Source organism: Bradyrhizobium sp. Ses1 (assembly GCF_059512365.1).
On the sequence record NZ_JCAMOQ010000037.1, the window covers coordinates 22586 to 36002 of the forward strand.

At 66.4% G+C, this 13417-nt stretch carries 12 protein-coding genes; all 12 read left to right on the forward strand.

Going from position 1 to position 13417, the window contains the following annotated elements; genetic code table 11:
• Positions 1-97: 97 nt before the first annotated feature.
• Positions 98-1252 (forward strand): acyl-CoA dehydrogenase family protein, encoded by a 1155-nt coding sequence (locus AC5ZG5_RS31430; RefSeq protein ID WP_130226813.1) that lies wholly within the window; start codon positions 98-100, stop codon positions 1250-1252.
• 72 nt (positions 1253-1324) lie between these two features.
• The gene (locus AC5ZG5_RS31435; protein WP_456645088.1) at positions 1325-2491 is read left to right on the forward strand and encodes a CaiB/BaiF CoA transferase family protein; all 1167 of its coding nucleotides are present in this window, start codon (positions 1325-1327) and stop codon (positions 2489-2491) included.
• Positions 2492-2739: 248 nt separating this feature from the next.
• Positions 2740-3564 (forward strand): enoyl-CoA hydratase/isomerase family protein, encoded by an 825-nt coding sequence (locus AC5ZG5_RS31440; RefSeq protein ID WP_130226815.1) that lies wholly within the window; start codon positions 2740-2742, stop codon positions 3562-3564.
• A 4-nt stretch (positions 3565-3568) separates the two neighbouring features.
• The gene (locus AC5ZG5_RS31445; protein WP_456645089.1) at positions 3569-4309 is read left to right on the forward strand and encodes an SDR family NAD(P)-dependent oxidoreductase; all 741 of its coding nucleotides are present in this window, start codon (positions 3569-3571) and stop codon (positions 4307-4309) included.
• Positions 4306-5232: an alpha/beta hydrolase gene (locus AC5ZG5_RS31450; protein ID WP_456645090.1), complete on the forward strand. Its 927-nt coding sequence runs from the start codon at positions 4306-4308 to the stop codon at positions 5230-5232. Before AC5ZG5_RS31445 ends, AC5ZG5_RS31450 begins: the two co-directional genes overlap by 4 nt.
• A complete protein-coding gene (locus AC5ZG5_RS31455; protein WP_456645091.1) occupies positions 5229-6704 on the forward strand; it encodes a 3-oxoacyl-[acyl-carrier-protein] synthase III C-terminal domain-containing protein in 1476 nt (491 codons plus the stop codon). The genes AC5ZG5_RS31450 and AC5ZG5_RS31455 overlap by 4 nt, the downstream gene beginning before the upstream one ends.
• Positions 6705-6718: 14 nt before the next feature.
• Positions 6719-7921: an acetyl-CoA acetyltransferase gene (locus AC5ZG5_RS31460; RefSeq protein ID WP_456645092.1), complete on the forward strand. Its 1203-nt coding sequence runs from the start codon at positions 6719-6721 to the stop codon at positions 7919-7921.
• Between the two features lie 4 nt (positions 7922-7925).
• Positions 7926-8720: an enoyl-CoA hydratase/isomerase family protein gene (locus AC5ZG5_RS31465; protein ID WP_456645093.1), complete on the forward strand. Its 795-nt coding sequence runs from the start codon at positions 7926-7928 to the stop codon at positions 8718-8720.
• Entirely contained in the window at positions 8717-10045 is a 1329-nt protein-coding gene (locus AC5ZG5_RS31470) for a 3-hydroxyacyl-CoA dehydrogenase NAD-binding domain-containing protein (RefSeq protein WP_456645094.1), read from the forward strand. Before AC5ZG5_RS31465 ends, AC5ZG5_RS31470 begins: the two co-directional genes overlap by 4 nt.
• Positions 10023-10256, forward strand: a complete 234-nt coding sequence (locus AC5ZG5_RS31475) for a 3-hydroxyacyl-CoA dehydrogenase family protein (RefSeq protein WP_456645142.1) — start codon at positions 10023-10025, stop codon at positions 10254-10256. The genes AC5ZG5_RS31470 and AC5ZG5_RS31475 overlap by 23 nt, the downstream gene beginning before the upstream one ends.
• Positions 10257-10400: 144 nt before the next feature.
• On the forward strand, positions 10401-11660 hold the full coding sequence (locus tag AC5ZG5_RS31480; protein WP_456645095.1) for a phytoene desaturase family protein: 1260 nt from the start codon (positions 10401-10403) through the stop codon (positions 11658-11660).
• 53 nt (positions 11661-11713) lie between these two features.
• The gene (locus AC5ZG5_RS31485) at positions 11714-13417 is read left to right on the forward strand and encodes an acyl-CoA dehydrogenase family protein (RefSeq protein WP_456645096.1); all 1704 of its coding nucleotides are present in this window, start codon (positions 11714-11716) and stop codon (positions 13415-13417) included.

Consider the following 13417-nt stretch of genomic DNA (forward strand, 5'->3'; position numbering starts at 1 on the left):
CCACAGGGCCGCATTGGACCAGAACTATTGCAAATCCGACGCGTCGGTTTATTAATGGCCATCCGGCTCTGGCCTGCGCATCCCGAGGAAGAAGACCATGTTTGAATTTGCCGAACCTGCGATGCTGGACGAGGAACTGGTCCTCGTGAGATCCCAAATCCGCAGATATGTCGAGGAGCGCATCGTCCCGGAGGCGGAAGATTGGGAACAGACCGGCGAGATTCCCCGGCAGGTGTTCCGCGACCTCGGCTCGCTCGGCGTGCTCGGCATGCGCCATCCCGTCGAGTACGGCGGCGGCGGCCTTGGCGCGCTGTCGTCGGTGATCCTGGCCGAGGAGCTCTCGCGCTCGTCCTTCGGCGGCGTGGCGAGCTCGCTGACCGTCCATTCGGACATGTCGATCTCTCACATCGCGCATCGCGGCACTGAGGCGCAGAAGTCGCGCTATCTTCCTGCGGCCTGCGCCGGCGAGAAGGTCGGCGTCGTCTGCGTGACGGAGCCCAACGCGGGGTCCGATGTGGCCGGGCTCAAGACCCGCGCCACCCGGACCGACGCCGGCTGGGTGATCAACGGCTCGAAGACCTTCATCACCAACGGCGTGCTCGGCGACATCTATGTCGTGGCGGCGCGGACCGATCCGGACGCCCGCGGCGCGCGCGGCCTTTCACTCTTCATCGTCGAGCGCGGCACGCCGGGCTTCTCGATCTCCGGAAAGCTTCGCAAGCATGGCTGGCTGAGCTCGGACACTTCGGAACTGTTCTTCCAGGACGCGCTGGTCCCGCATGACGCGTTGCTCGGCGAGGAAGGCCGCGGGTTCTACTACATCATGAGCACGTTCCAAAACGAGCGTCTCGTCATCGGCGGGCTGGTGTCCGGCGCGTGCTCCAAGGCGATCGAGGTGACCCTCGACTACCTGCGTCAGCGCAAGGCGTTCGGCAAGACCCTGTGGGAGCAGCCGGTCGTGCGCAACAAGCTGTCATGGATGGCGGCGAAGGCGGCCGGCGTGCGCGCACTGACCTATCAGTGTGCGCAGATGGTCGACGAAGGCCAGGACGTCGTTCGCGAAGTTTCCATGCTGAAGGCGCTCGCGGGAGAAACATTGCAGGAGGTGGTGCACACCTGCCTGCAGCTCCATGGCGGGATCGGCTACATGTCGGGAACCCCGATCGAGCGGATGGTGAGGGATGCGCGCATCCTGACCATCGGCGGCGGCGCCACCGAGGTCATGCTCGAGGAAGTCGCCAAGCGCATGTGAGGCGGGCGGCGTGTAGTGGGCGCGGTCTCATAACGCCTGTCCGCGAAGTCGCAATGTGGTTCGGGAGGGCGAATGTCGGGTCCGCTATCCAGCTTGACCGTGGTGGAGCTCGCAGGAATAGGTCCGGGCCCGTTCGCTTGCATGATGCTTGCGGATGCCGGCGCGCGTGTGATCCGGGTCGATCGGCCGCCGGTCCGCGGCAGCGCGGCCGACGGCCTGTTCCGCAACGACGGCTTCGTCGACCGCGGCCGCCAATCGCTTGCGCTCGATCTGAAGCAGCCTGCCGGCGTGCAGGCGGCGCTCCGCCTCATCGAACGCGCCGACGTGCTGATCGAAGGCTTTCGCCCGGGCGTGACCGAACGCATGGGGCTCGGTCCGGCGGTCTGCCTCGCCCGCAATCCGCGCCTTGTCTATGGACGGATGACCGGCTGGGGCCAGCACGGTCCCTACGCGAATATGGCGGGCCATGACATCAACTACATCGGGCTCAGCGGCGCGCTGCACGCCATGGGCTCGGACGACAGGCCGCCTCCACCACCGCTGAACCTGGTCGGGGACTACGGCGGCGGAGGAATGCTGCTTGCGTTCGGCGTGGTGGCCGCCATTGTCGCAGCGACGGCGACCGGACGTGGACAGGTGATCGACGCGGCGATGGCCGACGGCGCGGCGCTGCTGATGGCTCCGATCTACGGCATGGCGGCGAAGGGCTATTGGTGCGATCAGCGCGGCGCCAACTTCCTCGATGGGGCCGCGCATTTCTACGGCACCTACGAATGCGCCGATGGCAAGTTCGTCGCGGTGGGGGCGATCGAGCCGCAATTCTATCGCAGCCTGCTCGATATTTGCGGCATCGGCGATCCCGCCTTCAAGGACCAGTGGCGCGCGGAGGCGTGGCCGGCGCTGCGCGACAAGCTCGCCGCCGTGTTCCGCTCCAAGACCCGTGCCGACTGGGTGGCGCGGTTCGACGGGACGGATGCGTGCGTGACGCCGGTGCTCTCGATGAATGAGGCGCCGCTCCAACCGCACAATGTCGCCCGCGCGACGTTCGCCATAACGGGGGCCGGAGCGCAACCGGTGCCGGGGCCGCGATTTGAAAGCACCGAGGGAGGGCTGCCTGCTCCAGCCCCGGCAACGGGTCGCGACACGCGCGTGATCCTGCGCGAGGTCGGCTACGAGACCGGCGCCATCGAGGATCTCCTGCGAAACGGCGCAGCCTATCAGCCTACTGACGGAACTTGAGCATGCTTTGTCCGCGCAACGTTGTCTGAGTTTGAGACGCCGGTCGTTGGTCTGGTCTGATCCGGACAAAGATCGAGGAAATCTTGAGAGCGAGAGGCCGGGAGACCGTCGCAGCTTTCTCGCGCAAGCCAAATACCATCCGCGAAGTCTCGTTCAGCGTTGACATAAACCGGATGGCCGGACTATTAATTCATAACAGCCGGTCGGCATGCGACCGCGACCATGTCCAGGGTTTGAGGGAACGCGTCATGACAGAGATTGCAGAGCACCACGTCCTCAGTGCTGACGGTCCCGTCCTTGCAGAATTGCACAAGGACGGCGTTGCCCATGTGAAACTCAATCGACCGGACCAGGCCAATGGTCTCAACGTCGAGCTTCTCTCCGAGCTTCATCGCGTGATCATGCTGCTGCATGGCGACGACCGCGTGCGCGCCGTGCTCGTGACAGGTGAGGGCACGAACTTCTGCGCCGGCGGCGACGTCCACGCCTTCCTCGCCAAGGGCACGGATTTGCCTGCCTATATTCGCGTCGCGACCGCGTATCTTCGACTGGTTGCGACCGGCCTGATCCGATTGAAAGCGCCGGTGGTGTCGGCGGTTCACGGCTATGCGGCCGGCGGTGGCGGCATGGGTCTGGTGTGCGCATCCGACTTCGTCGTCGCCGCACAATCGGCAAAATTCATTGCAGGCGCAACGCGCGTGGCCATGGTTCCGGACGCCGGAGTCAGCGTGACGCTGACCCATCTGGTCGGTCTGCGCCGCGCGATGGAAATCCTGATGCTCAACCCGGTCATTGACGCGGCGCAGGCGCTCGAGATGGGGCTCATCACGCGCATGGTGCCCGACGCGGCATTGCTCGATCAGGCATGGGAGCTGGCGCGAACACTCGCCGCAGGTGCGCCGGCGGCGCTCGCAAACACCAAGCGTCTGCTCTGGAACGGCCTCGGTGAGGGAGTAGAAGCAGCCATGCCTGAGGAGAACCAGGCACAGGAGGTTCTCTCAGGCATGGCGGACGCGCGCGAGGGCCTCGCTGCCGTCATCGAGAAGCGCAAGCCGAAATTCACGGGGCGCTGAGGCGATGGCGGCTGACAACGTCAAGCGGCGGCGGGCTCTGGTCGCAGGTGGCGCAAGCGGCATCGGCGCGGCGACGGCCGCTCGGCTTGTGGCGACCGGCGCGGACGTGCTGATCGCGGACATCGATGCAGCCAACGGCGCGCGGATCGCCGGCGACATCGGCGCGACATTCGTCGCGGTGGACCTGACGGACCACGCCGCGGTATCGGCCGCGCTCGCGCACAGCGATCCGTTCGATATTCTCGTCAACAGCGCCGGCGCCGATCAGCATGCTTTCTTCACGCAGACGGAACCGAAGGATTGGGCGCGCCTGATCGCGCTCAATCTCGGCGCGGTGCTCAACACGACTCATGCGGTCCTGCCGGGAATGCAGCAGGCGCGTTACGGGCGCATCGTCAACGTGGCCTCCGAAGCCGGCCGGCTGGGCTCCAGGGGCGGCTCTGTCTATGCCGCGGCCAAGGGCGGCGTCATCGCCTTCACGCGCTCGATCGCGCGTGAGAACGGACGCATGGGAGTGACGGCGAATGTCGTCGCGCCCGGACCGGTCGACACGCCGATGCTGCGGCGTGCGGTCGAGGACGGCGGAGAGAAGCTGATGACGGCTATGACCTCGGCAACGCTGGTCGGGCGCCTCGGCACGCCGCAGGAAGTCGCCGCCGTCATCGCCTTCCTTGCATCGGCTGATGCGGGCTACGTGACGGGCGAGGTGCTGGGCGCGTCCGGCGGCATGGGGTGCGGAGCGTGAGCCGCGATCCCGTCCAGGACGTCATCGATCGGGTGCGCGGCGTCTATTCGCGCTGGCGACGTGACACGCCCGTTTCGCAAATGCGTGCCGATTGGGATCAGCTCTTCAGCTCCTCTGTCTCCGCGACGATCGAGCCGGTGCAGGCCGATGCGGTTGCCTGCGAGTGGGTTCGACCCGCTGCGGCCCGCCGCGATGCGGCGGTCGTCTATCTTCATGGCGGCGGCTTCCGCGTTGGCTCGCCGACGTCTCACAGGGAGATCATCGCGCGACTGGCGGCGGAGGCCGGAATCCAGGTTCTCGCGGTGGACTATCGTCTGGCGCCCGAGCATCCGCTTCCGGCCGCGCTCGAGGATGCGATCGCGGTCCTTGAATGGCTGGAGAAGTCGGGCCTTCCCGCCGATCGTATCGCGCTGGCGGGAGATTCAGCCGGCGCTGCGTTGGCTCTAGGGGCGATAGTTGCGCGCCTGCAGCAGGGCAAACCATCTCCGGCCGCGGCCTATCTGATGTCGGCATGGACCGATCTCACCGCATCGGGCGAGAGCTACCAGTCGCGCGCCGCGCTCGATCCGATCCACCAGCGTCCGATGATCCTTGCGATGGCGCGCGGCGCGCTCGGACCCGACGTGAGCACCGAGGATCCGCGGCTGTCACCCCTGCTTGCGAGCGCGGAGATCATGCGCGCGCTGCCTCCGATGCTGATGCAGGTCGGCGCGCGCGAAACGCTTGTCAGCGACACCGAGGACTTTGCGGCACGCGCCAACGCGGCCGGTGCTTCCGTCCGCTCGGAGATCTGGCCCGGCATGATTCACGTCTTCCAGCAATTCCCGGACCACTTGCCCGAGGCCCGCGAGGCGGTGGCAGCCGGCGGCAAATTCATTGCGACTCATCTCGTGAGCGTACAGACAGGAAGCAACCCTCCATGATCGGAATCACCGCGTTCGGGGGCTACATCCCCCGCCTTCGTCTCTCACGCGAGGCCGTAGCTCAGGCGAACGCCTGGTACGCTCCGCAGTTCGCGAGCCAGAAGGGCGAGCGCGCCTTTGCCAACTGGGACGAGGACAGCGTCACCATGGCGGTCGCGGCGGCACGCGACTGTCTGGGACCATCGGAGGACCGATCGCACGTTCGTTGCGTTCTCCTCGCCACCAACACGCCGCCATTCGCGGAGCGGCTGAACTCGGCGATCGTTTCCGGCGCGCTGACGCTCGACGATACGGTCGAGGCCACCGATCTCGGGGGAACGCAGCGCGTGGCCCTCTCCGCCATTTCGCAGGCGATCGCGCGCAGCAACACTTATAAGGGCGATGTCCTCGTACTGGCCGCCGACCGGCGCAGGACGCGTGCGGCGAGCACGCAGGAGCTGGACTATGGCGATGGCGCGGCAGCACTCCTGATCGGCCGCAACAATGTGCTCGCGGAACTGGTCGGATCCGCGACGCTGTCGGTCGATTTCGTCGACCATTTCCGTGCAACAGGCTCGGAGATCGACTACCAGTGGGAAGAACGCTGGGTCCGCGAAGAGGGCATCAGCAAGCTCGTGCCGCGCGTGGTGGCCGCAGCCTTGAAGGAAGCGGGGGTCACCGCCGACAAGGTCGATCACTTCATTTTTCCGACGTCGTTCTCGCGCATGGATGCGCAGGTCGCCAAGGCCTGCGGCGTGCGCGGTAACGCAATCGCACCGTCCATGATGGAGCGCATCGGCGACTGCGGCGCGGCGCACGGGCTCATCATGCTTGCGCATGTTCTCGAACGGGCCCGGCCCGGTCAGGTCATCGTGCTCGCGCAATTCGGCAGCGGAGCCCAGGCGATCGTGCTGCGGGCCACGCCGCTGATCACCGGTTTCAAGCCCGCGCGTGGCGTTTCGAGCTGGCTCTCGCGCGGCAAGGAAGACCGCAACTATACCCGCTTTCTCTCGTTCGGCGGCCAGCTCCAGCTCGAGCGCGGAATGCGCGGCGAGCAGGACCGCAAGACCGCGCTCAGCACGGCATGGCGCAACCGCACGGCGCTGCTTGGCCTCGTAGCCGGCAAGTGCCGCGTCACCGGCAGCGTCCACTTTCCGCCATCGCGCCTATCCTATGATCCCGGCGCGCCGCTGCAGGACACGCAGGAGCCTTACAAGCTCGCAGACCGGGCGGCCCACATCCTGAGCTGGTCGGCGGAATATCTCTCCTACCATCCGTCGCCGCCGCATCACTACGGTCAGATCGACTTCGAGGGCGGCGGCCGCATCCTGATGGATTTCACCGATCTCGACGTCGGCGAAGTCGATTCCGGAACGGCGATGGAGATGGTCTTCAGGATCAAGGACGTCGACACGGTCCGCGGCTACACGCGGTATTTCTGGAAGGCAACGCCGGCGCGCGACGCATCGGGCGCGATCACGAACGGCAATTGAAGGAGCAGGCAAACGTGGCTAGTGGCATCAAAGACAAGGTCGCGATCCTCGGCATGGGATGCAGTCGTTTCGGGGAGCGCTGGGAGGCGAGCCCCGAGGACTTGATGCTCGAGGCCTATAGCGAGGCGATGCAGGATGCGGGGATCACGCCCGATCAATTGGGCGCCGCCTGGTTCTCCACCCACATGGACGACGTCGGAACCGGCCGCGGCGGAACGCCGATGAGCATCGCGCTGCGGCTGCCGAACATCGGCGTGACGCGCGTCGAGAACTTCTGCGCCGGCGGCTCGGAAGCGATCCGCGCTGCCGTCTACGCAGTGGCCGCGGGCGCCTGCGACATCGCGCTCGCGGTCGGCGTGGAGAAGCTGAAGGACACCGGATATGGCGGCCTGCCGGTCGCAACCGTCGGAACCTATATCCCGCAATGGTACCCGAACGCGGTTGCGCCCGCGAATTTCGCGCAGGTCGCTGCCGCATATCGCTACAAGCACCGCATCGATCCGAAGACGCTCAAGCGCGCCATCGCCCACGTCTCGGTCAAGAGCCACGAGAACGGCGCGAAGAATCCGAAGGCGCATCTGCAGAAGACGATCACCGAGGAGCAGTGCCTGCGGGCGCCGACCATCGCCGCGCCGCTCGGCTTGTTCGATTGCTGCGGCGTGTCCGATGGGGCTGCGGCTGTCATCGTCACGACGCCCGACATCGCGCGCGGTATGGGCAAGCGCAATCTGGTGACGTTCAAGGCGCTCCAGATCGCCTGCTCCAACGGATGGGAGCTCCAGGGCAACGGCTGGGACGGCAGCTATTTTCACACGACTCGGATCGCGGCCAAGAAGGCCTATATCGAGGCCGGCATCGATCGCCCGCGCGAGCAGATCAGCATGACCGAGGTACACGACTGCTTCTCCATCACCGAGCTCGTCACGATGGAAGACCTGTTCCTGTCGGACGAAGGATGCGCGGTGCGGGATGTGCTTGAGGGGGAGTTCGATGCCTCCGGTCGCGTGCCCTGCCAGATCGACGGCGGACTGAAGTGCTTCGGTCATCCGGTCGGCGCGAGCGGCATTCGCATGCTCTACGAGATCTATCTGCAGCTCAACGGCCGTGCTGGCGCGCGTCAGCTCGCCGATCCGAGCCTGGGGCTGATCCACAATCTCGGCGGCCAGCCGTCGCAGAACGTGTGCTCGGTCTCGATCATCGGCCGCGAGGGAGTTTGAGATCGTGGAGCAGGTCGTTCTCCTCGACAGGCCGGCGCCGTCGGTGGCGCGCTTGCGCATCAATAGGCCCGCCAAGCGCAATGCGATCGATCACGCCGTCAGGCAGGGATTCATCGATGCGCTCGGCGGCCTGCGGGGCGATCCCTCGGTCCGCGCGCTGGTGCTCGGCGGCGTTGACGGCGTCTTCTCGGCGGGCGGCGACCTCCCCACCATGGCGAATCTCGACCACGCGCAGGCGGAGGCACGCATGCGGCACGTTCATGCCGTCTGTCGCGCCCTTGCGGAATCCGGCCTCTCGATCGTCAGTGCGCTCGAGGGCGTGGTGGCGGGCGCGGCCGTCGGCATGGCCCTGCTCGGCGATCACATCGTCGCCGGGCGACGGACGCAGATTCTGTTTCCCTTCCTCCGGCTCGGGCTTGCGCCGGATTGGGGACAGCTTTTCACCTTGCGGCAGCGCGTCAGCAAGGTAACTGCCTGGCGGCTCGTGACGTCGCCGGCAGCGGTGACCGGCGAGCAAGCTTTCACCATAGGGCTTGCCGATCAGCTCGTAGCGGATGACGACATCATGAATGCCGCGATCATCGAGGCGTTGCGCCTTTCGCAGCTTCCGATCGAGGCGCTGCGACGGACGCGCGAGCGGCTCACCGATCCGTCGCGGTCGCTCGAGGACGAATTGGCGCGCGAGGTGCGTGACCAGGCGGTGTGCTTGACCGGTTCGGAATTCGCCGAAGGCTATGCCGCCTTCATGGCGAAGCGCGCCCCCGACTTCCTGGGGATTGCGGCAAAGGAGCGGGCATGAGTGGGCAAGCAGATGCGCCTCGCCGATCCGGTGCCCTGCACATCGGCGTGGTCGGCGCTGGCACAATGGGGCGCGGGATCGTTCAGCTCTTCGCCCAGGCTGGACATACCGTGCTCTGCTTCGACGAGAAGCTCGACGCCGCTGCTCAGGGCGTTGCCGCGGTGTTCGCGACGCTCGAGAGCCTTGTTGCGAAGGGAAGGCTTGCTTCCGACGCGTTGGACGGCATCCGCGCCCGCGCGAAGTCCTGCGCGGCCCTCACGGACCTTGCAGGGTGCGACGTCGTCATCGAGGCCATCATCGAGGATATCGCGGTCAAGCGCGACCTGTTCGGGCGGCTGGAGGGTATCGTCGCGGACAACTGCATCCTTGCCACGAACACTTCGTCGCTGATCGTCGCGGAGATTGCGTCAGCCTGTCGGCACCCCGAGCGCGTCGCAGGTCTCCATTTCTTCAATCCCGTTCCCTTGATGAAGGTGGCGGAGATTATCGCGGCGGTGCGGACGGCGCCCTTGGTCGTCGCCACCTTGCGCGCCATCGTCGAAGGCGCCGGGCACAAGGCCGTCGTGGTCGCCGACCAGCCCGGCTTCCTGGTCAATCATGCAGGCCGCGGCCTCTACACCGAGGGATTGCGGATTGTCGAGGAGCGGGTCGCGACCCCGTCGGAGGTCGACGACGTCCTGCGCGAAGGCCTGGGCTTTCGCATGGGCCCGTTCGAGCTGCTCGATCTCACGGGCCTCGACGTATCCTCCAAGGTGATGACGTCGATCTACGAGCAGTTCCAGGAGGAGCCGCGCTTTCGCCCGTCGTCGCTGGTGCCTCCGCGGGTCGCGGCCGGACTCTATGGTCGCAAGACCGGCGAGGGATGGTATCGCTACGAGAAGGGGCAGAAGGTCGAGCCCGCGCGCAGGTCCGCGCCCTCCCTGCCGGGCGGTCTGACCGTGTGGGTCGATCCCGATGCGCCCGACGGTGACGCACTCGCAGGCCTCGTGCAGAACACAGGAGCCAGGCGGCGTTTGTCCGCGTCCGAGGCCGATATTTGCGTGGTCCAGCCCATTGGAGAGGACGCCACGTCCGCTGCGCTCCGGCTCGGACTTGACCCGTCACGATCGGTCGCCGTCGATCCGATAACACCGTTCGTCCGGCGCAGGACCATGATGCTGACGGTCACCACCACGCCTGCGGTCCGTGACGCCGCGCATGCCCTGCTGGCAAGCGACGAGGTTCCCGGTCAGCGTCATCGGCGACAGCATCGGTTTCATCGCCCAACGCGTCATCGCCACGATCGTCAATATCGCGGCCAACATCGCGCAGCGCGCGATCGCTGAGGTCGAGGATCTGGAGGCGGCTGTGCGCATCGGGCTCGGCTATCCCTTCGGGCCCCTGCATTGGGGCGACCGCATGGGTGCCACCAAAATCCTGCAGATCCTGAACGGGCAACTGCAGGCGACCGGCGATCCGCGATACCGCCCAAGCCCGTGGATCGCGCGACGCGCGGCGCTCGGAGTTTCCCTGCTCACCCCGGAGGCTCCGCGATGAGCGTGCAGCACGCCGCGCCCGCCGGTCGCTTGCGAACGTCAGGACTTGCGGTCTGACGAAACCGGTAAAGCCGGCGAGCGGGTGCCGAGGTGTCGGAACCGCACGGTGGCCAACGATGAATTCAAACGACCGAGGAAACCTGCCATGAGCGCAAATGACGACCTTCATCACTATGACGCCGTCGTGATCGGCGCCGGTGCTGGCGGCATGACCGCCGCCGCGCGCCTCGTGGCAGCGGGTCGCAAGACGCTGCTGGTCGAGCGGCTGGGACGGTTGGGCGGTCGTGCCTCGAGCGAAGAGATCGACGGCCACATCGTCAACATCGGAGCGATCGCGATCGAGCTCGGCGGAGTCTTCGAGGAGAGCTTTGCGCTGTTGGGTGTGCCGCTCGATCTACGCGAGCCGAAGCCGGCCACGGTCTTCTATGTGGATGGCAAGATCATCAATGCCGCCAAGGGCGGCTGGGGCATGCTGCTCGGCGCCTTCACCAGGCAGGCGGCCAAGATCGGCACCAAGTTTGCCGACGCGCGGAACGGCGATCTGCCGGAAGCGAAGCTGTCGACCGCGGAATGGCTGTCGAGCTACACGTCGAACGCCACCGTGCACGCGATCTTCCGCAACCTCTGTGCCGCAATCTTTGCCGCGAATGCCGATGAGCTGCCGGCGCGCGCGTTCCTGACCTATTTCGCCGTCAAGGGTGCCTTCAAGCGCTTCGGGTTCTGTCCGCGCGGCACCATCGGGCTATGGAACGACCTCGGCGACGGCATCCGGCGTGCCGGCGGCGATATCTGGCTCAATGCATCGGTCGCCGGGCTGCAGGTGGAAGGCGACAGGGTGATCGGGCTCGACATCGAGCGCGATGGCACGAGGTTTCGTGTCGGCGCCAGGACGGTCATCAGCAATATCGGTCCGGCGGCCACCGCTGCGTTGCCGGGGGCCGAGGCGTTCGGAGAGGATTACATCAACCAGGCGCGCACGCAGATGCGCTCGTCGGCGAACATCGTTATTAACTTCGCGACGAAGAAGCGCCTCATCGACGCGCCCGGTCTTGTGACCTTCGGCGCGACCCAGCGGCTCTGCAACATGGGCGAGCTGACGGCGACCTGCCCGGAGCTCGCGCCGCCCGGCTGGTATCAATATGTCGCCTACGCCGTTCCCAAGCCTGCGATCGGCGACTTCGACGAGATGGCTGAGATCGAGGCCTCGCTCGCGGATCTGCGCTCGCTGTTCGCCGATTTTGCCGACGCGAAGATGCTGTCCATCCGCGTCATGCGCAACGACTGGCCGGCTCAACGCTCCTGCGCCGGGTTCGACCTGCCGCAAGATACGCCGCTGGTCAATCTCTGGCATGTCGGCGACGCCGTGAAGGACTATGGCGATGGTGGCACGCAGGCTTGTGCCTAGACCGCGCGGGAGGCGGTCAGGAAGGCGGTGGCGTTGCTGGAGGCGGGGGCGGCATGACCGCGTTGAGCGCTCTCGCGACCCGCGAACAGAGGAAGACCGCGATCGACGACGCCCTCCATTGCGTCGCGGCGCTTCGCCGGTCGCTCGATCGCGTGACCGGGTCTCTCGCGCATCTGTGCCAATCGGCCGGGGGAGGCCTCTCGACGGGCCTCGATATTCGGCAGGTCGCAGCGTTCGAGCTCGCGTGGACGTCGGCGGATACGCTCGCGGCGCAAGCCGTGCTCGCCTCCCTCGATCTGGCGCGCGATGGCTTCGAAACAGCCCTGGGTCTCGTGTTCGTGGTCGACGCGATCGTTGCAACGATGGAGCGGCTCGATACGATCTGTCTCGATCTCGACGCGCAGGACCCAACGGGCGCGTTACGAGCGGACAGAAGGTTCATCGCTCTGCGTCGTCTCGCAACGGCTCCGGCGATGCTTGAAGCTGTCGGAGTTGGTGTGGCGGAGGCTGACGGCGAGCTCGGCGGCTCCCTGATCTCGGACGACAATCTCGCGGTCCAGGACAGCGTCCGCCGTCTGGCTGCGGACGTCGTCGTTCCGCTCGCCGAAAAGATCCATCGCCACGACCTGACGGTGCCAGAAGATATCCTCGGCGGGTTGCGCGAGATAGGCGCTTTCGGGCTCGCAATTCCCGAGGCATTCGGCGGCACGGCCCAGCAATCGGAGGACGACACCCAGAGAATGCTTGTCGTCACGGAGGCGCTTTCGGAGGCCTCGCTCGGCGCCGCGGGCAGCCTGATCACACGCCCGGAAATTCTGTGCCGCGCTCTGCTCGCCGGCGGCACACCGGAGCAGAAGGAGCGCTGGCTGCCGCCGATCGCGCGTGGCGAGATCCTCTGCGCGATCTCGATCACCGAACCCGACCATGGTTCCGATGTCGCCTCGCTCGGCTTGCGCGCCACGCGCGTCGATGGCGGCTGGCATCTCAACGGTGCCAAGACCTGGTGTACCTTTGCCGGCAAGGCTGATCTCCTCATGGTGGTCGCCCGCACCAACCCGGATCGTTCGCTCGGTCATCGCGGCCTCAGCCTCATGCTGGTCGAGAAGCCATCCGATGACGGGCACGCTTTCGATGTTCGCCAGCCCGGAGGCGGCAGGCTCGTCGGTCGCGCGATCCCGACCATCGGCTATCGCGGCATGCATTCGTTCGACCTCGGTTTCGAGGACTTCTTCGTGCCCGACGCCAACGTGATCGGCGGTGAGGCGGGGATCGGACGGGGATTCTATTTCACCATGTCGGGCATGGTCGGCGGACGCATTCAGACATCGGCACGGGCGTGCGGCGTGATGCGGGCCGCCTTGCGGGCCGCGATTCGCTATACCGGAGATCGCCGGGTGTTCGGTGCGAGCTTGCAGTCCTATGCGCTGACGCGCGCCAAGCTTGCGCGCATGGGAGCGCGGTTCGCCGCCTGCCGCACGCTGTCGCACGCCGTGGCCCGGCTTATCGATCAGGGCAAGGGGCGCATGGAGGCGAGCTTGGTCAAGCTTCTGGCCTGCCGATCCGCCGAGATCGTCACGCGCGAGGCGTTGCAGTTGCACGGCGGCATGGGCTACGCCGAGGAAACGCCGGTGAGCCGCTATTTCGTCGATGCGCGCGTGCTGTCGATCTTTGAAGGCGCCGAGGAGACCCTCGCGCTCAAGGTCGTCGCGCGAAGCCTGCTCGAAGAGGCGCTTGGCTTGCGCGCCGGAGCTGCCTGA

Bases quoted from the DNA above. Each gene is read 5' to 3' on its own strand.
- AC5ZG5_RS31455 (WP_456645091.1), top strand. From the start codon at position 5,229: ATGATCGGAATCACCGCGTTCGGGGGCTACATCCCCCGCCTTCGTCTC.
- AC5ZG5_RS31485 (WP_456645096.1), top strand. From the start codon at position 11,714: ATGACCGCGTTGAGCGCTCTCGCGACCCGCGAACAGAGGAAGACCGCG.
- AC5ZG5_RS31430 (WP_130226813.1), top strand. From the start codon at position 98: ATGTTTGAATTTGCCGAACCTGCGATGCTGGACGAGGAACTGGTCCTC.
- AC5ZG5_RS31435 (WP_456645088.1), top strand. From the start codon at position 1,325: ATGTCGGGTCCGCTATCCAGCTTGACCGTGGTGGAGCTCGCAGGAATA.
- AC5ZG5_RS31445 (WP_456645089.1), top strand. From the start codon at position 3,569: ATGGCGGCTGACAACGTCAAGCGGCGGCGGGCTCTGGTCGCAGGTGGC.
- AC5ZG5_RS31440 (WP_130226815.1), top strand. From the start codon at position 2,740: ATGACAGAGATTGCAGAGCACCACGTCCTCAGTGCTGACGGTCCCGTC.
- AC5ZG5_RS31480 (WP_456645095.1), top strand. From the start codon at position 10,401: ATGAGCGCAAATGACGACCTTCATCACTATGACGCCGTCGTGATCGGC.
- AC5ZG5_RS31470 (WP_456645094.1), top strand. From the start codon at position 8,717: ATGAGTGGGCAAGCAGATGCGCCTCGCCGATCCGGTGCCCTGCACATC.